The 14,987-nt window shown below is 62.3% G+C and carries 15 protein-coding genes and 1 tRNA gene; 5 read left to right on the top strand and 11 right to left on the bottom strand.

Annotated features, from left to right (window positions below; genetic code table 11):
- Positions 1-138 precede the first annotated feature (138 nt).
- Positions 139-1,179 (top strand): tRNA dihydrouridine synthase DusB, encoded by a 1,041-nt coding sequence (dusB, locus tag KF857_06615; GenBank protein ID MBX3111665.1) that lies wholly within the window; start codon positions 139-141, stop codon positions 1,177-1,179.
- Positions 1,180-1,233: 54 nt separating this feature from the next.
- Here the strand turns inward: dusB and KF857_06610 are convergent, their stop codons facing one another.
- The 5 genes from KF857_06610 to KF857_06590 form a co-directional block, all read right to left on the bottom strand.
- The gene (locus tag KF857_06610; GenBank protein ID MBX3111664.1) at positions 1,234-2,088 is read right to left on the bottom strand and encodes a prepilin-type N-terminal cleavage/methylation domain-containing protein; all 855 of its coding nucleotides are present in this window, start codon (positions 2,086-2,088) and stop codon (positions 1,234-1,236) included.
- 141 nt (positions 2,089-2,229) lie between these two features.
- Positions 2,230-3,243, bottom strand: coding sequence for a nucleoside triphosphate pyrophosphohydrolase (mazG, locus tag KF857_06605; GenBank protein ID MBX3111663.1), 1,014 nt, complete (start codon positions 3,241-3,243; stop codon positions 2,230-2,232).
- The gene (locus tag KF857_06600) at positions 3,236-4,177 is read right to left on the bottom strand and encodes a peptidyl-prolyl cis-trans isomerase (GenBank protein ID MBX3111662.1); all 942 of its coding nucleotides are present in this window, start codon (positions 4,175-4,177) and stop codon (positions 3,236-3,238) included. Before KF857_06600 ends, mazG begins: the two co-directional genes overlap by 8 nt.
- A 52-nt stretch (positions 4,178-4,229) precedes the next feature.
- Positions 4,230-5,051 carry a phytanoyl-CoA dioxygenase family protein gene (locus KF857_06595; GenBank protein ID MBX3111661.1) on the bottom strand — a complete coding sequence of 274 codons (822 nt, stop codon included), beginning with the start codon at positions 5,049-5,051 and terminating at the stop codon, positions 4,230-4,232.
- Positions 5,052-5,118: 67 nt separating this feature from the next.
- A complete protein-coding gene (locus KF857_06590) occupies positions 5,119-5,457 on the bottom strand; it encodes a P-II family nitrogen regulator (protein ID MBX3111660.1) in 339 nt (112 codons plus the stop codon).
- 44 nt (positions 5,458-5,501) lie between these two features.
- On the opposite strand from KF857_06590, the gene KF857_06585 reads away from it, so the two are divergent.
- Positions 5,502-6,746 carry a PAS domain-containing protein gene (locus KF857_06585; GenBank protein MBX3111659.1) on the top strand — a complete coding sequence of 415 codons (1,245 nt, stop codon included), beginning with the start codon at positions 5,502-5,504 and terminating at the stop codon, positions 6,744-6,746.
- A gap of 1 nt (position 6,747) precedes the next feature.
- On the opposite strand, the gene KF857_06580 is transcribed toward KF857_06585, so the two are convergent.
- On the bottom strand, positions 6,748-7,953 hold the full coding sequence (locus tag KF857_06580; GenBank protein MBX3111658.1) for a family 10 glycosylhydrolase: 1,206 nt from the start codon (positions 7,951-7,953) through the stop codon (positions 6,748-6,750).
- Positions 7,954-8,012: 59 nt separating this feature from the next.
- Here KF857_06580 and KF857_06575 point away from each other — a divergent pair, with 59 nt between their 5' ends.
- The 3 genes from KF857_06575 to KF857_06565 all read left to right on the top strand — a co-directional run bounded on the left by KF857_06575 (position 8,013) and on the right by KF857_06565 (position 11,897).
- Positions 8,013-8,525, top strand: coding sequence for an LmeA family phospholipid-binding protein (locus KF857_06575; GenBank protein MBX3111657.1), 513 nt, complete (start codon positions 8,013-8,015; stop codon positions 8,523-8,525).
- 89 nt (positions 8,526-8,614) lie between these two features.
- Entirely contained in the window at positions 8,615-10,441 is a 1,827-nt protein-coding gene (locus KF857_06570) for an ABC transporter ATP-binding protein (protein ID MBX3111656.1), read from the top strand.
- Positions 10,434-11,897 (top strand): DUF2779 domain-containing protein, encoded by a 1,464-nt coding sequence (locus tag KF857_06565; protein MBX3111655.1) that lies wholly within the window; start codon positions 10,434-10,436, stop codon positions 11,895-11,897. The genes KF857_06570 and KF857_06565 overlap by 8 nt, the downstream gene beginning before the upstream one ends.
- Positions 11,898-11,903: 6 nt before the next feature.
- Here KF857_06565 and KF857_06560 read toward each other — a convergent pair whose 3' ends face one another.
- The 5 genes from KF857_06560 to KF857_06540 form a co-directional block, all read right to left on the bottom strand.
- Positions 11,904-13,172 (bottom strand): aminotransferase class V-fold PLP-dependent enzyme, encoded by a 1,269-nt coding sequence (locus tag KF857_06560; protein ID MBX3111654.1) that lies wholly within the window; start codon positions 13,170-13,172, stop codon positions 11,904-11,906.
- Entirely contained in the window at positions 13,169-13,660 is a 492-nt protein-coding gene (locus tag KF857_06555; GenBank protein ID MBX3111653.1) for a TlpA family protein disulfide reductase, read from the bottom strand. Before KF857_06555 ends, KF857_06560 begins: the two co-directional genes overlap by 4 nt.
- 405 nt (positions 13,661-14,065) lie before the next feature.
- A complete protein-coding gene (locus tag KF857_06550; protein MBX3111652.1) occupies positions 14,066-14,656 on the bottom strand; it encodes a DUF1211 domain-containing protein in 591 nt (196 codons plus the stop codon).
- 50 nt (positions 14,657-14,706) lie between these two features.
- Positions 14,707-14,780 (bottom strand) — tRNA-Gln (locus tag KF857_06545).
- A 53-nt stretch (positions 14,781-14,833) separates the two neighbouring features.
- The gene (locus KF857_06540) at positions 14,834-14,986 is read right to left on the bottom strand and encodes a hypothetical protein (GenBank protein ID MBX3111651.1); all 153 of its coding nucleotides are present in this window, start codon (positions 14,984-14,986) and stop codon (positions 14,834-14,836) included.
- Position 14,987 lies beyond the last annotated feature (1 nt).

Genomic DNA, 14,987 nt, shown 5'->3' with positions numbered 1-14,987 from the left:
CCTCATTTCAAAAGCAGTTGCGCCATGCGCACATGACCTAGTTTAGCGGGTCCCAAGCAGATTTCAAGTCAAATTCATGGTCAAGTCGGCGGTTTCCCGTGGCCCCAACGTGCCGCACGCCACAATTCTCGCATCCCCATGCCCGCCCCGCCCTTCTCAGTCGGGCCCGTCCGGGTCGACCCGCCCGTCCTCCTCGCCCCGATGGAGGACGTCAGCAACCTGCCCTTCCGACTGATCACCAAGGAAGTCGCGCGGCCCGGACTCATGTTCACCGAGTTCGTCTCCGCGATGGCGGTCCACTACAAGGCGGCCAAGACGTTTCGAAAGCTTAGGGTGGACGAGAGGGAACGCCCGCTGGGAATCCAAATCTTTGGGGCAGACCCCGAAGTCATGGCCGAGACAGCCCGCGTCGCGGAAGAGGCGGGGGCCGACATCGTCGACATCAACATGGGTTGCTGGGTGCCCAAAGTGTGCCGCACAGGGTCAGGCGCTTCGCTGCTCAAAGACCCTGACCTTGCCGAACGGATCGTCGCCGCCGTGGTGTCGGCAGTCAAGGTGCCGGTCACCGTCAAAGTCCGGGCCGGCTGGGACTACTCCGTGTTCGCCGCCCCCGAGCTTGCCAAGCGGTTTGTCGGAGCGGGGGCCCAAATGATCACCCTGCACGCCCGGTTCGCCAAGCAGGGGTTCGAAGGCCAGGCCGACTGGGACCTGCTCAAGCGCATGAGAGACGCGGTGACCGTGCCTTTCATCGGCAACGGCGACGTGAAGGAACCCGAAGACGCCCTCCGGATGGTCCAAGAAACGGGAGTGGACGGGGTGATGGTGGGCCGGGCCGCGATCAGCGACCCGTGGCGCATGGCCCGGATCGTCGCTGCGGTCGCCGGCCGCGAAGCGCCTCCGCCCCCGACGATCGACGACCGGGTGGCCATGGCCCGCCGGCACATGCGGATGATGGTCGGCTACCAACTTGGACTCGACGACGTGACCCAGACTCCGGACCGGATAGACCCTGTCGACGAACTGGCCGCGCTCCGGGCCCTGCGCTCACAACTACCGCTCTATGTCAAGGGCGAACCGGGCGCGGCCGCCCTGCGCGGACGGTTGACGGTCGCCGAGACGATGGCTGAGATCGACGACCTCCTTGAAGGCTTCCTCGATTCGCTTAAGCAAGCGGTTTGAGAGGAAATCGCCGGCCCAGACGGGCCGGCGTGGTCCTGCATGGGGCCCGCTTGGTCAGTCGCCCTGACCGTTCCAGTAGCGGTTCACTTCGAGCTCGGTGGTGCCTTGTCCTTTCAGGGCTTGGATCGACGTGTACTTGGCGTGGCCGTCGGCCCAGGTGACGATCACCTTCTTGGGGTCGAAGCGTCCCCACAGTTGGCCTTGCGACCGGGCGTCGGGGAACGAGCCTGACCACCCGTTGTAGGGAGGCAGGCCAGCGGGGACGGTGACGGCGAACGGAGGCTCGACCCGGGCGTATCCGATCGTGTTGGTCACCTGGCCATAGCCCGCACCGTCGAACCCAGGGGCCGACTTGTCCTTCATCGTCGCCTCAGCGAACATGAGGGTCTGCGCGGGGGCGTTCAGGCTCGACACCGAGACACCGGTGAACATCGAGACCGGCTGTGAACCGTAGTCAAAGTTGAGCTTGACGGTGTTGAGGTAGCGGTAGTTGTAGCCGTAGCTGGGGTTCGCGCCAACGATGTAATAGTGGTAGAGGTTGTCGGGGTCAAACCGGCCGTGACCCTGCCCGTCGCTCAAGAGCGCGTCGTCCGCGGTGTCCGCCGGGCACAGGAAGATCTTCTCACTCTTCGTGTACGGCAGCATGGTCATCGGATAGTAGTAGAAGCCGAACGTGCTGGGATAGCTCAGGTTGTTCGGGTCGAAGAAGTACAGCGGCATGACGGTGTCGTCATAGTCGCCCATGTAGAGCATGCTGGCCGTGCCGATCTGGCGGACGTTGCTCAAACTGCTGGTTTTCTTCGCCGCTGTCTTCGCTTGGGCAAAGACCGGGAACAGGATTGCGGCGAGAATAGCGATGATCGCAATGACGACCAGGAGTTCGATCAATGTGAAGGCGCGAGTCCTCATGACCTCAGTCTGACGAGCCTCTGCGATGGTCCTACTTGATCTTTTTGACGAAAGTGTCCAGATGGCCGTCCATTTGCCCGGGAGATGGGACGCACTTGACGTTTTTGATGATTCAGTTTGTCTTGCGCCGGTTTTTCAGAATCAGAGGCTCTTGGCCCTGGACCAGAGACGTTCCCACTCGTCGGGTGAAAGTTCCTCCAGGCCTCGGCCCGCCATGGCCTCCATGTGACGGAACCGCCCGACGAAGCGGTCGACCATGGTGCGCAAGGCGTCTTCGGGATCGACCTTGGCCCACCGGGCCAGGTTCACGACGGTGAAGAGCAGGTCCCCAATCTCAGCGGAGACCTGGGCCTGGTCGCCCGAAACGAGGGCCTCACGGACTTCGACAGTCTCTTCGTCGAACTTGTCCCAGACCGCGTTCATGTCCGGCCACTCGAACCCAGCCCGGGCGGCACGCTTACTGACCTCAAGGGCCCTCAGCAGGGCCGGAGCCGCTTGGGGGACGCCGGCAAGGACCGAGGCCCGCGACTCGCCCTTCTCCGTCTTCTTGATCTCGTCCCATTGCTTGAGGACGTCGGCTGAGTCATGCACCGCCTTGTCCCCAAATACGTGGGGGTGCCGGCGGACCAGCTTCTGGGCCTCTGTCTCGGCAACGTGGTGGACGTCCCAGCGTCCGTCCCGCGCTTCCATTTGGGAATGCATGAGGGGTTGAAGGAGAACGTCGCCCAACTCTTCGACAAGCCCCTCGTCGTCCCGATGGTCGATGGCGTCGACCAACTCGTAACACTCTTCGACCAAGTACTTCTTCAGGGACTCGTGGGTCTGCTCCATGTCCCATGGGCAGCCGCCCGGACCAAGCAGCCGGTCCACGACCCAGACCAAGCCCGCCAGGCCAGTCGGCCTTTCGTTGTTCCAGGCCGGAACAAGAAGATCGTCACAGGGTGGGCAGTCTGCCCAAGGCATGCCCACCCCGTCGGCCCAGACCGGTGCGGTGCCCGGGAGGATCGACAGGGCATTCTGGACCAGAGGCCAATGACCGACGAAGCCGGTGAAGACCTGGTGGGCCCGGGCGTCGACCGCCATCGCCACGGGGGCTACATGGTGTTGGGACGGGCCGACCAAGCCGTGGCGCGCGGGCGCCTCCACCCTAGCCACCAAACGTCGACTTCAACTGACTGTCAAACGGGGTGCCCTGGTACGTGATCTTGGCCTTCTTGCGCATCTCGGCCATGAGGGCGGGGATGTCGTTCTTCACCCGGCCCCGGTCGACCATCAGTTGCTGTCGGATCGCCGCCTTGGTCTTGGCGTCGAACGGGACGGTCTTGGCCGGGATCACGTCTTCCAGCAAGAACTTGAGTTTGACCTTCTGGGAGTCGATCCATCCCGTGGTCTGTCCTTTCTTCAAGGCCTCTACCGCCGGACGGAGCTTGTCACCGAGGTCTTCGGCCGAATACTCGCCAAAGAAGCCGTCGAGCAAGGCCGACTCGTCCTTACTGTTCTTGCGGGCGACTTGGGTGAACGCCGTTCCCGCAGAGAGTTGCTTGTCCACTTCGTCGGCCAAAGCCGAACTGTCCACCACGATGACCCTGAGCCGGTACATCTGCGGCGTGTTGAACTTCTTGGGGTTGGACTTGTAGTAGTCCTCGACCTGTTGCTCGGCGATGTTGATGCCCATGGTCTGCACCTTGTACTCGCTGAGCGTGACCCTGACCTGATAGCGGATCTCCGCGTCGGTGATCCCCATTTTTCTCAGGCCCTCGACCTTTTGCGGCTCGTCGGTGGTGAGGTTCTTGACTTCGGCGTCGATCTCAGCCTCGGTCGGGGCCACGCCCTTCTCCACGGCCAGCTGGACCATGAGGGTCTCGTTGATGATCTGCTCAAGGGTCAGGTAACCAGGGGTGGCCGGGGCGAACTTCCCTCCGACGAGCTTGCCAACGTCAGCGAGGCGTTCCATCCGCCGGTAGTAGTTGTCGGCGGTGACGGTGACCCCGTTGACGACGACCATCGTCTTGTTGGGGTCAAGCTGACCATGGGCCAAGGCCGCCGTCGCGACCGCCACGGCCAACCAAGGAAATCTGCCGGTCCTCATAACCGTTGATTCTGACGTGCGAGACCGTCTCGTCGCGTCTTGCCCTGCTGAGTCAGTTGAGAATCGGGTTCAACGGCCCGTCGGCCAGAAGTCCTGGCTCGATGTTGTCCAACCAAGCGGCGCGGTCAGCGCTCTGGAACTGGTTCTTCGGTTCCGTCACTCTGGTGCCGTCGGGATAGTAGATGATCGTCAACACTTCCCTGACCCGGTCGGTGACGTTGCCCGGAGCCTTGTGGAGGGTCCATCCCGTATGGAAGGTGGCGTCTCCCGCCTTCATAGCGCCGGCAGACTCGACCTTGAAGCCCTTGGCATTGACAAACCGTTCAAAAAATGTCTCGCTGGCGTCGCTGATCTGCTGGGAGAGGGGGACGTAACCCAGCTCGTGGCTGCCGCTGGCAAAACTCATCGTGCCCATGACCGCGTCGACGTCGACCAGGGGCATCCACAACGTGATCGTTTGGGGAGCGTCCAGCGGCCAGTAAAACTGATCCTGGTGCCAAGGGGTATGGCCGCCACCCGGCTCTTTGAAAAGGGCTTGGTCGTGATACAGCCGCACCTTTTCCACCCCAAGCAACCGCGCCGCCACATTGGCGAACCGCTTGGCAAGCACAAAGCACTTGAGCCGATCGTCCGCCTGCCACAGGTTCATGACCTGCAAGAACGCCTTGCCATAGGTGTCGCGTTCTTCCATCGGCCGCGTCTCGCGGTTGTTCTTCATCGCGACTTCGACAATGACGTCGCGGTATGCGGCGACTTCGGCAGGGTCGCACAGGCCCCTCACGCAAATGTGTCCGTCGCGACGAAAGGCTTCGACCATTGCATCATCGACCACCCGCTCACCGCTGAGGTCAGGCAATCCACCGCAAAGTTCCATCGATCTCAATATTGCATGTCCTTTTCATGCTTTGTCAAGGACTCATCATTTGTCCCTCTATTCATTCTCAAACCGCGTCGCTTCCGCGCTCGCCGGTCCGCACCCGGACCACGTCAAGAATGTCGCTGACAAAGACTTTGCCGTCGCCGACTTCGCCCGACCGTGCCGCCTCAACGATGGCCTCGAGGGCCGCGTCCAAGTCTTCGTCGTTCACGACGACGACGATCCTGACCTTCGGCACAAGGTTCAGGGCGTAGGTGCTGCCCCTGAAGTGCTCGGTCTGGCCTTGCTGTCGACCATAGCCGCGCACCTGCTCGACGCTCATGCCGGGGACGCCGATGTTCTCCAGCGCCTCCTTCACGTCTTCCAGTTTGTTCGTCCGGACGATGGCGTCGATCTTCTTCACGCGCCCGTAAGAATACCGGCGTGCCGCGCCACAATAGCATTGAGATGACGCGCCCGCCAACGCCGTTCCGGGTGCTCGCCCTCCCATGGGCGGGCGTCGTCGTTTCCGTGGTCGCCCTGGCCACCGCGCACACGGCCGGCATGCAAACGGTCGCCATCACCGCCCTCGGACTCGTCGGCGTCGGGATGTCGCTGGCCATGGTGATGATGTCCCAGCGTTCTGCGGTGACCGAGACGCAGCGTGACAAGGCCGTGGAGGTGGCCGACGCCTTGGCCGTGGAACTCCAGGGTCACAAGGACGCCCTCGACGACTTGGCCGAGGGACTTGACGTCGGCATTTTCCTCGTCGACCCCAAGACAAAGATCGAATATGCCAACCCCAAGGCGGTCTCCCTCTTCGAGTTCGACGAGCCGGAGGGTCAGACCCTCCTGGCCGTCACCCTCTCCTCGACCGTCGTCGAGTTGGTGGAAAGGGTGGCTTCCTCTGGTGAAGCGGCCAAGGACGAGATCGTCTTCGAGCACCCCTCCGAGCGGATCATGGCGGTGGTCGCATGGCAGGAGTCGACTGCCGTCAAGCGGATCTTTGTGTCGCTCTACGACATCACCCACCTGAGGCGTTTGGAGCGCGTGAGGCGCGACTTTGTCGCCAATGTCTCCCACGAGCTGCGGACGCCGCTGACCACGATCCGCGCAATGGCGGAGACGCTGATCGACGACCCCGACGACGCCGAACTGCGTCACAAATATGAGGCGCGGATCGTCGCCGAGGTCGACCGGTTGACGCGGGTGGCCGAGGACTTGCTGACCTTGAGCGCCCTAGAAGCTGGACAGGCCGTCAAATCCGACGTCGACCTGGCTGAAATCGTGCGCAATGTCGTCAACCAAACTCAGGCCAAGGCGGCGAAGAAGGGCCTGAACCTGACCATCCACGCGCCGCAAAGTCTGCCGGTCCGGGCTAACGAGCACCAGATGAACCAGGTCGCCCTGAACCTGATTGACAATGCCGTCAACTACACCCAGGAAGGGTCGGTCGACGTGGACTTGTCGCTCGAGGGTGACCATGCCGTCCTCGAGGTCAAGGACACCGGTATCGGCGTGGCGGTGGACCATCAACCTCGAATCTTCGAACGGTTCTACCGCGTCGACCGCGGCCGGTCTCGGGAGACGGGTGGCACCGGCCTTGGCCTCTCCATCGTCCGGAACATTGTCGAGGGCCACGGTGGGAAGGTGACGGTGTCGAGCCGCTTGGGCCACGGCTCGACGTTCCGCGTCTACCTCCCCCTCGTTTAACCTAGTCCAGCCAGGGAGAGTCGGGAACGACGGCCCGCTCTTTGTAGGGGCCGGCCAGCAAGGCGTCGGTGATCCCGTTCCAGTTCTCCATCAGCGCCTTCATGCTGAAGTGCACCGTCCCCGCGTCCTTACCAAGGGTCTTGCGCGTGATGTCGATCTGGTCGGTGACCTCGACCGCGCCCCAATTGCCTTCCTTGGGGTTCGTCCGGCTCGTGTATTGCCCAGGCCAAAGGTGACGGCCCTTGACGTTTTGTCCTTTCCACCAGTTCAGGAGCGTGGGAAAGCTCTGGGCGGTCTGCTTGATCGGCCAATAAAGCTGAGGCGTCATGTAGTCGCACCATCCCTCACGGAACCACTTCTTGCAGTCCGCGTAGAGTTCGGCATACTGGTCGACTCCGGACTTGATCCCTTCCGGCACTCCAGGACGGTAGATGCCGAACGGCGAGATGCCGAACTTGACTTTGCGCTTCTTCTTCTTGATCCCCTCGTAGACGCGTTTGATGAAGTCGTCGACGTTCTTCCGTCGCCAGTCGTCCTTGTTGAGCCGGCCGCCGGTCGCCAGGTACTTAGCGTACGAAGGGCCGTCGGGAAAGTCGACGGGCTTGCCGTCGGGCCCCTTGACGGGATAGGGATAGAAGTAGTCGTCGATGTGGACGCCGTCGATGTCGTAGCGCTCGACCAGGTCCATAAAGACGTTGAACGAGTGGTCTTGGACATACTTCTCGCCAGGGTCCATCCAAAGGTAGTCGCCATACTGCTTCACGACCTCGGGATGGGTCACCCCGATGAAGTCCTTGCTGGCCGGCCCCTTGTCGTTGGGGTGCTTGGCCCGGTAGGGGTTCAACCATACGTGCAACTCAAGGCCATGCTTGTGGGCGCCTTTCACCGCATAGGCCAAGGGGTCGAACCCGTCGGCAGGGGCGACGCCCTGTGTCCCGGACAGATACGCCGACCAAGGCTCGTAGCGGCTCGCGTACAGGGCGTCGGCGCTGGGCCGGACTTGGAGGATGACGGCGTTCAGATGGACGCGGTCACAAGTGGTGAAGATGTTGTCGAGTTCCGCCTTCAACTCGGCGTTGGACAGACCCTTCCGGCTGGGCCAGTCGATATTGGCGACTGATGCGACCCACACGCCGCGGAACTCACGCAAGGGCTCGGGAGTAGTCGTCGTCGCCATGAGCAAGGCGGACACCAGGGCGGTGACCATCGTCCAAAGCTACCCGAAACCCACGGCCCTCTGTTCCGCGTAGACTGTCGGACGCACGTATGGAAAAGCTTGAGTTCGAACGCATGGAGGCCCGGTTCGACGGCATCCTGCTGCATGTCGGCCTCCGCGTCGACTCTTTCACGTTGTCCTCGGACGCCGCGACGGTCTCTTGGCCCCCGTTCGCCCTCACGGCCGACGGCGCGGCCCGGGCCAGAGTGGAGGTGTCCGAAGGGTCGGTGGCCAAGTTTTTGGACGCCAAGACACCCGCCTCCCTGCAGGCGTTCAAGGTGAAGTGCACCGGCGGAAAGGTGGTCTGCGAGGCGTCGGTCAAGATGGTGGTGGAAATCAGCGCCAAGGCGACATGCACCCTCCGCATCGAGGGCGGTCGCCAGGTCTATGTCGACGTCGAGAGCGTGGACGTGATGGGCGGCCCCGCGAAGAAGCTGATCGAGGCGCAACTGGCCAAGATCAACCCGATCTTGGACGCCAGTGAGTTCCCCATGCGGGTCGACCTCGACAGCGTGACGGTCGACAAGGGTTCGATCGTCGTCACGGGCACGGTCAGGCCCTGACCGCCCGTCAAGAAGATATCAAGGGAACGCGGCCATAGGTTCTGACTGGGCCTAACAGGTTGCCCTTTGTCAACGTATCCTAGGGAGTTATGCGACCTTCTGGCGACAAAGCCCCCTCGATGCCCAAGCCTGACAAGGAGATCGTCCGAAGGGTCGTCGCACTGTTCAAGCCCCATCTGGGCAAGGTGTGGGCGGTCGTCGGGACGGTGTTGGTCTCGGTCGTGGTGGGCATCATCCCCGCCTTCCTGACCCAAGACATCATCGACAACGGCTTCCAGAAGGGCGACTTCAACCGCATCACCATTGATTTCGTCCTGATCTTCGTCACCGTCGTCGCCGCGTCCGCCACGACCGCCGCCTACGGCTACCTGGGCGTCGTCATGGGCCAGGCCGTGATGATGGAGCTGCGCGACAAGCTGTACCAGCACCTCCAGGGCATGTCGCTGAAGTTCTTCACCAATGCGAGGACCGGAGACATCCAAACCCGCCTGATCAGCGACGTCGGCGGGGTGCAAGAGGTGCTGAGCAACACCCTGACGGACCAACTCAGCAACATCGCCATCTTCATCGGGGCCATCGTCGCGATGTTTTGGCTCGACTGGCGTCTGACCCTCGTCTCGATCCTCCTTCTGCCCTTCTTTGGTGTCGCCGGCAAGTACGTCGGCGACTTCGCCCGGAAGGTGCGGAACGGCGCGCAGGAGCAGACCAGCGAACTGAACTCGATGATGCAAGAGACGCTGAGCGTGAGCGGTGTCTTGCTGAGCAAGACGGCGGGCAACCAAGACGTGCTCATCAGCCGGTTTTCTGGCGAAAACCGCAAACTGGCCGACTGGCAGATCAAGCTCTACTCCGTCCAATACATTTTCTTCGGGCTCATCCGTCTCATCACCCAGGCGGCCCCTGCCCTCCTCTATGTCGTCGGCGGGTACTTCATGATCAAGCAGGGCGACACGTCGATGACGCTCGGCAAGATTTTTGCCCTGAACGGCCTGCAGATCCGCATGTTCTTCCCCATGACCGGACTGGTCGGCGCCCAGGTGCAAATCATGAGTTCCTTCGCGTTGTTCCAGCGGATCTTTGAATACATGGACATGCCCCGTGACATTCAAGAGAAGCCCGACGCGCTTAAGGTTGACGCCAAGTCGTTCTATGGCGAAGTCGCCTTCGAAAACGTCTTCTTCAAGTACGAGGACGACCAAGAGAACTGGACGCTCAGTGACATCACTTTCAAGGCCGAGCCGGGGCAACTGGTCGCACTCGTCGGGCCGAGCGGCGCGGGCAAGACGACGATCACCTACTTGATCCCCCGGCTCTATGACGCGGTCGAGGGCAAGGTCACCCTGGACGGCCGCGACATCAAGGACCTCTCCCTTGAGTCGCTCGGCCAGATCATTGGCGCGGTCACCCAGGAGACGTACCTCATGCACACCACCGTGCGTGAGAACCTCAAGGTCGCCAAGCCGAACGCTACTGACGAGGAACTCGTGGCGGCATGCAAGGCGGCGTCTATCTGGGACCACGTCAACTCCTTGCCGGAGGGTCTGGACACCGTCGTCGGTGAACGGGGCTACAAGTTCAGTGGCGGCGAGAAGCAACGCATCGGCATTGCCCGGGCGGTGCTCAAGAACCCGCGCATCTTGATCCTGGACGAAGCCACCTCAGCCCTGGACACCCAGAGCGAGAGGATCGTCCAGAACTCCCTGAACAACCTGATGGACAACCGCACCACGTTCGCGATCGCCCACCGCCTGTCCACCATCTTGCGAGCCGACCTGATCCTCGTCGTCGAGGCTGGCCAGATCGTCGAAGCGGGCAAACATCAAGAACTGCTCGCCAAAGGTGGTCTCTACCGGCGGCTTTACGAAGAACAGTTCAGGGACGAGGACAGCACTCCCGAGACGGTGCCCGTTGGCTGACCTCTTTTCCAAGAGCCAGTTCCTGGCCCTGCACCAATGCCGCCTGCGGCACTGGCTTGCCGCCAACGAGCCGGAGGAGGCGGAACCTGTCGGCGTCGGGGTCAAGCTGCGGGCCGAGACCGGCCGCGAGGTCGACGAGATCGCCCAGGCCCTGTTTCCTGGTGCCCAGTTGGCACCCCGGCACGACGACCCACGGGCTGCCACCGCCGCCGTGCTGCAGGCCGTCAAGGACGGTGCGACCGGGTTCCTTCAGCCGACTCTGGCGGCCGACGGACTTGTCGCCCGGCTGGACGTCCTTCGACTGGTCGACGGCGTCTGGCGCGTCACTGAAGTCAAGTCGTCCACCAAGCCCAAAGACACCCACTGTCTCGACCTCGCGTTTCAATGGCGGGTGGCCGCTCTGGCAGGTGTTCCCGTCCAGGAAGCCAGTGTGGTCCACATCGACACGAAGTACGTGTTCGACGGCGAACTCGACCCCCAAGGACTCTTGACCGAGGTCGACGTGACCAAGGACGTGCAGGCCCAGTTCGCCGCCGTCGACACGACCCTGCTCCTTAGGCTGGACAGCGGCCTGAGGCCCGAGGTAGCCCCCGGACGGCACTGCACCGAGCCTTACGAGTGCCCGTTCCTCAGTCATTGCCTCGACCGGCTTGACCCCGACGACATCTATTTCGCGCCGAGCCTTCATGAAAAGGACCGCGTCGCCTTGAGGGCCAGAGGCATCGACTTGGTCACCCAGATTGAGGATGGCGAAAAGGTTCCGGCCGTCGTCTTCAAGGTGCGCGAGGCGGCACGCACTGGACGGCCCGTCCTTGACCCAGATCTGGGCCCTGAACTGGATTCCGTGCAGCATCCTGTCCTCTTCATCGACTTTGAAGGTATTGAACCGCCCGTCCCACGAATTCCGGGTAACAGACCCTATCAACGGTTGCCGTTCCAGTGGTCGGCCCACCAGCTGACGGAGCCAGGCGGACAAGTCGACCACGCCGAGTTCCTCTGGGACACCGCCGGCGACCCTTCGGAAGCCTTTGTCGCCTCACTCGCCCCGCTAGTGGCCGAGGCGTCGACCGTCGCGGTGTATTCGAATTACGAGCAACAGACTCTCAAACGACTGGCCGATCGAGGTGTGCCAGGGTCGTCAGGGCTCCTTGAGGACTTCTTGGCCAAGGAATGGGACCTTCTCAAGGTGATCAGGAGCATGGTCTACGTCCGGGAGTTCAAGGGCTCGTTCTCGATCAAGTACGTCCTCCCTGCCCTCGCCCCAGAGGAAGGATACGACGACTTGGCGGTAAAGAACGGTGACGAGGCGGTGGCGGCATACCTGCGGCTCTTGGCGATGCCGCCCGGCCCAGAGCGAGACCGCGCCCGGCAAGATCTGCTCGACTACTGCCAAAAGGACACCTGGGCAATGGTCGTGGTGTACCGCCGCCTGCGGGCCCTCGCTGGCCTGGACTGACCGGCCTTAGTCGATGCCCTTGGTCGCCGCCTCGAGCATGGCCTCACGGAACCGGTCGATCTCGTCCAGGGTCGTGTAGACGTTAGGTGTCACCCGGATACCCTGGAAGCGGGGGTGCGTGATCCCCACCGTGAATATGCCCTTCTTGTCCATGAGCCAAGCACTCAACGCGGCCGGGGTCGTGCCCTTGATCTCCACCGTGGTCAACCCACAGGAAAATTGAGGGGAGAGGTTGGTGTGGAAGACGACCTTCTTCTCGCCTTTCAGGGCGTCGGCCCATCGGGAACGCAGATAGCGTAGTCTGGCCGCCTTTCTCTCAAGTCCGATCATCTCCGTGAACGTGAGCGCCTCGGCGATCGCGTTATGGTTGGCGGCCGGGTGGGTACCGATCTCCTCAAATTTGCGGATGTTGTCGGCCTGCTCTTCGGTCGCCGCCATCAAGGGCCACAAGCCTTTGACCTTCTCCCGCCTGACGCAGAGCATGCCGGTCCCCACCGGGGCAAGGAGCCACTTGTGCAGAGAGACACCGTAGTAGTCGCAACCCAAGTCGTCACGCCGCATGGGGAACTGGGCGAAGGCGTGGGCCCCGTCGACGATGACCGGGACGCCCCTCGACCGGCCCAGGTCGCAGACCTGCCTGACCGGGTTGATCGTCCCATTGAGGAACACCACGTGACTGACGAGGATCAGTTTGGTCTTGTCCGTGATGCCCGCCTCGAACGCCTTGACGACCTGCTCGACCGACCGTGGTGGAGACGGGGCGACGACCTGCACCAGCTTCACCTTCTCCCGGAGCTCCCGCTGCTTGATCGTCGTGATCATCCGAGGATAGTCTTGGTCGCTGGTGAGTATCTCGTCGCCTGGCTCGAGGTCTAAGCCCATGAGACAGGTCTCCAAGGCTTCGCTCGCGTTGCGGGTGATGGCGACTTCTTCGGCGTCAGCCCCGAACATCCGGGCGAGGCGTCGGCGGACGTTCTCCACTTCGGGTTCGGCGTGCCGCCACATGTAGTAACTCGGCGCCTGGTTGCTGTAGTCAAGCGTCCGTTTCAGGGCTTCGTGCACCACCCTCGGCGACGGACAAACGCCGCCGTTGTTGAAATTGACAACTGCTCGGTCCAGGGTGAACGCTTGCTGGACCTGTGACCAGAACCCCTCGTCCTCGGCCGCTTCTAGGGCGTGGACAGGAGCCCGGGCCGCCGCCGACTCGACGACGGAGAGCGCCCGGTCGGTGAAGGCCGCCGTGGCGGCCGTCGCGAGAAACGCGCGGCGCGTCACCCCTTCCTTTCCTTCAGTCCTGCCTTGGCGAGCAACGCGAGGAACTGTCGGCGTGTCCTCATGTCAATGGACTGGGCGACCAGCCGCCCCTCGCGGTCGTAGATGAAGTTCTTGGGAATGCCCGAGACTTCATACCGCTTGCCGGCCACTTCCCTGCCTGGATCAAGCAAGACCGGGTAGGTGTAGCCCTTTTCTTTGATGAACTTCTCGACGACGTCCTGCTTCTCATCGGAGATGGCGAGCACGACGAGTCCCTGGTCCTTGAACTCCTTGCTCAGTTGTTCGATGTCGGGCATCTCCTTCCGGCACGGTGGACACCATGTCGCCCAAAAATTGACCAGCACGACTTTCCCCTTGAGTTTGGACAAGGTCCATTCTTTCCCGTCGAGGTCCTTGAGGGTGAAGTCGACGGTCGCCCGCTTGGCGTCGAGGTCGGCGAGCCTCTTTCGGGCTGCGGCAAGCGGTTTCCCCGCGTAATGGACGGTCATTCCCTCGTAGCGTTCAAGGGCGGCAAGTTGGTCGCAGACAAAGTCGTCGACCGGGCCGGTCGACTTTTCCAGGGCCTGGTCGAGCGTCGTCGTGACGGTTTGCAGAGTGTCACGGCCAAAGTCGCCTTCGGTGGCCAGGTTCGAAAGGACGGCAGCCAGGGAGAGCCGCTCGCTCGGATCCGTCAACGTCCGAATATCGAGGGCGAGTTCCTTCGTCTTGGCCGCACGCTCGTCATCCGGCATCGTCCGGAGTTTGGTGATCACCTGCATGATCGCCTCACCCTTGGCCGACGGCTTGGTTCTGGCCGCGTTCTGGGCCGGTGCCCAGCCAATCAGGGCCGACATGGCCACGACCACAGCTACAACGGATCCGGTTCGGGCAAACATGGCCCAAGATACCGGAGATCAGCCACTTTCATTCCCACCACTTCCGTGATGGGCGAACCGCCGGTCGGGCACGAGCCACGTGAGGGTGACGGCGACGTAACAAGCAAGGGCCACCGCCGGCAGCCAGTACGACACGGCGACACCGACAACATAGAACACGACCGAGAGGTTCCCCTTGTAGTCTCTGCCGATCCTTTGGGCCAGGTCAGACTGGCGTCCATGCAGGCGCACCAAGGCCCGGACCAGGATGGCGTAAGCAATGGCGCACAGAAGCAGGTTGACGCCGTACACGCCGACCGTCGTCGGCGCGAACATCGTCTCGTCCATCCAGTTCGTCGTGAAAGGGACAAGCGAAAGCCAAAAGAGCAGGTTCAAGTTTGACCACATGACCCCTCCATCGACGTGCTTGGCCGCATGCATCATGTGGTGGTGGTTGTTCCAGTAGATTCCGACAAGCACAAAGCTCATCAAATAGGCGAGGAGCGTGGGATAGATCTCCCGAAGGGCCGAAAGGTCGCTCCCATGGGGAACCTTCAGTTCCAACACCATGATCGTGATGAGGATCGCGACGACGCCGTCGGTGAACGCTTCCAGCCTGCCCTTCGTCATGTCGAGACATTATGTCCCGGCGGCACTACTCAAAAAGCCGGACACAAAAATGGCTGCCCGCCATGGATTCGAACCACGATTAACAGGGCCAGAACCTGTCGTCCTGCCGTTAGACGAGCGGGCAGCTCTCCAGCGATTATAGCCAGGTCTTGCCCTGATCCGCAGGTTCGCTGGGCCTCAGGCCGCACGGCGGTCTTGCTGCTCGGCTTCGTTGTTCACCAGCAGCAACAGTGTCGGAGCGTTGGACTCTCCGACAAGGGCAGTCTTGACCGCATAGACGTAGAACGCGGCGGCGGCTGCCAGATACAGGACGACACCAAGGACGACCATA

Source organism: Fimbriimonadaceae bacterium (genome assembly GCA_019638795.1).
Taxonomy (GTDB): Bacteria; Armatimonadota; Fimbriimonadia; order Fimbriimonadales; family Fimbriimonadaceae; genus JAHBTB01.
This window is presented reverse-complemented; position numbering and strand designations above follow the sequence as displayed.

Coding starts and splice junctions, on each gene's coding strand:
- KF857_06595 (MBX3111661.1), bottom strand. CDS start 5,051: ATGGAACTTTGCGGTGGATTGCCTGACCTCAGCGGTGAGCGGGTGGTC.
- KF857_06550 (MBX3111652.1), bottom strand. CDS start 14,656: ATGACGAAGGGCAGGCTGGAAGCGTTCACCGACGGCGTCGTCGCGATC.
- dusB (MBX3111665.1), top strand. CDS start 139: ATGCCCGCCCCGCCCTTCTCAGTCGGGCCCGTCCGGGTCGACCCGCCC.
- KF857_06575 (MBX3111657.1), top strand. CDS start 8,013: ATGGAAAAGCTTGAGTTCGAACGCATGGAGGCCCGGTTCGACGGCATC.
- KF857_06570 (MBX3111656.1), top strand. CDS start 8,615: ATGCGACCTTCTGGCGACAAAGCCCCCTCGATGCCCAAGCCTGACAAG.
- KF857_06585 (MBX3111659.1), top strand. CDS start 5,502: ATGACGCGCCCGCCAACGCCGTTCCGGGTGCTCGCCCTCCCATGGGCG.
- KF857_06580 (MBX3111658.1), bottom strand. CDS start 7,953: ATGGTCACCGCCCTGGTGTCCGCCTTGCTCATGGCGACGACGACTACT.
- KF857_06610 (MBX3111664.1), bottom strand. CDS start 2,088: ATGAGGACTCGCGCCTTCACATTGATCGAACTCCTGGTCGTCATTGCG.
- KF857_06540 (MBX3111651.1), bottom strand. CDS start 14,986: ATGGTCGTCCTTGGTGTCGTCCTGTATCTGGCAGCCGCCGCCGCGTTC.
- KF857_06600 (MBX3111662.1), bottom strand. CDS start 4,177: ATGAGGACCGGCAGATTTCCTTGGTTGGCCGTGGCGGTCGCGACGGCG.
- KF857_06555 (MBX3111653.1), bottom strand. CDS start 13,660: ATGACCGTCCATTACGCGGGGAAACCGCTTGCCGCAGCCCGAAAGAGG.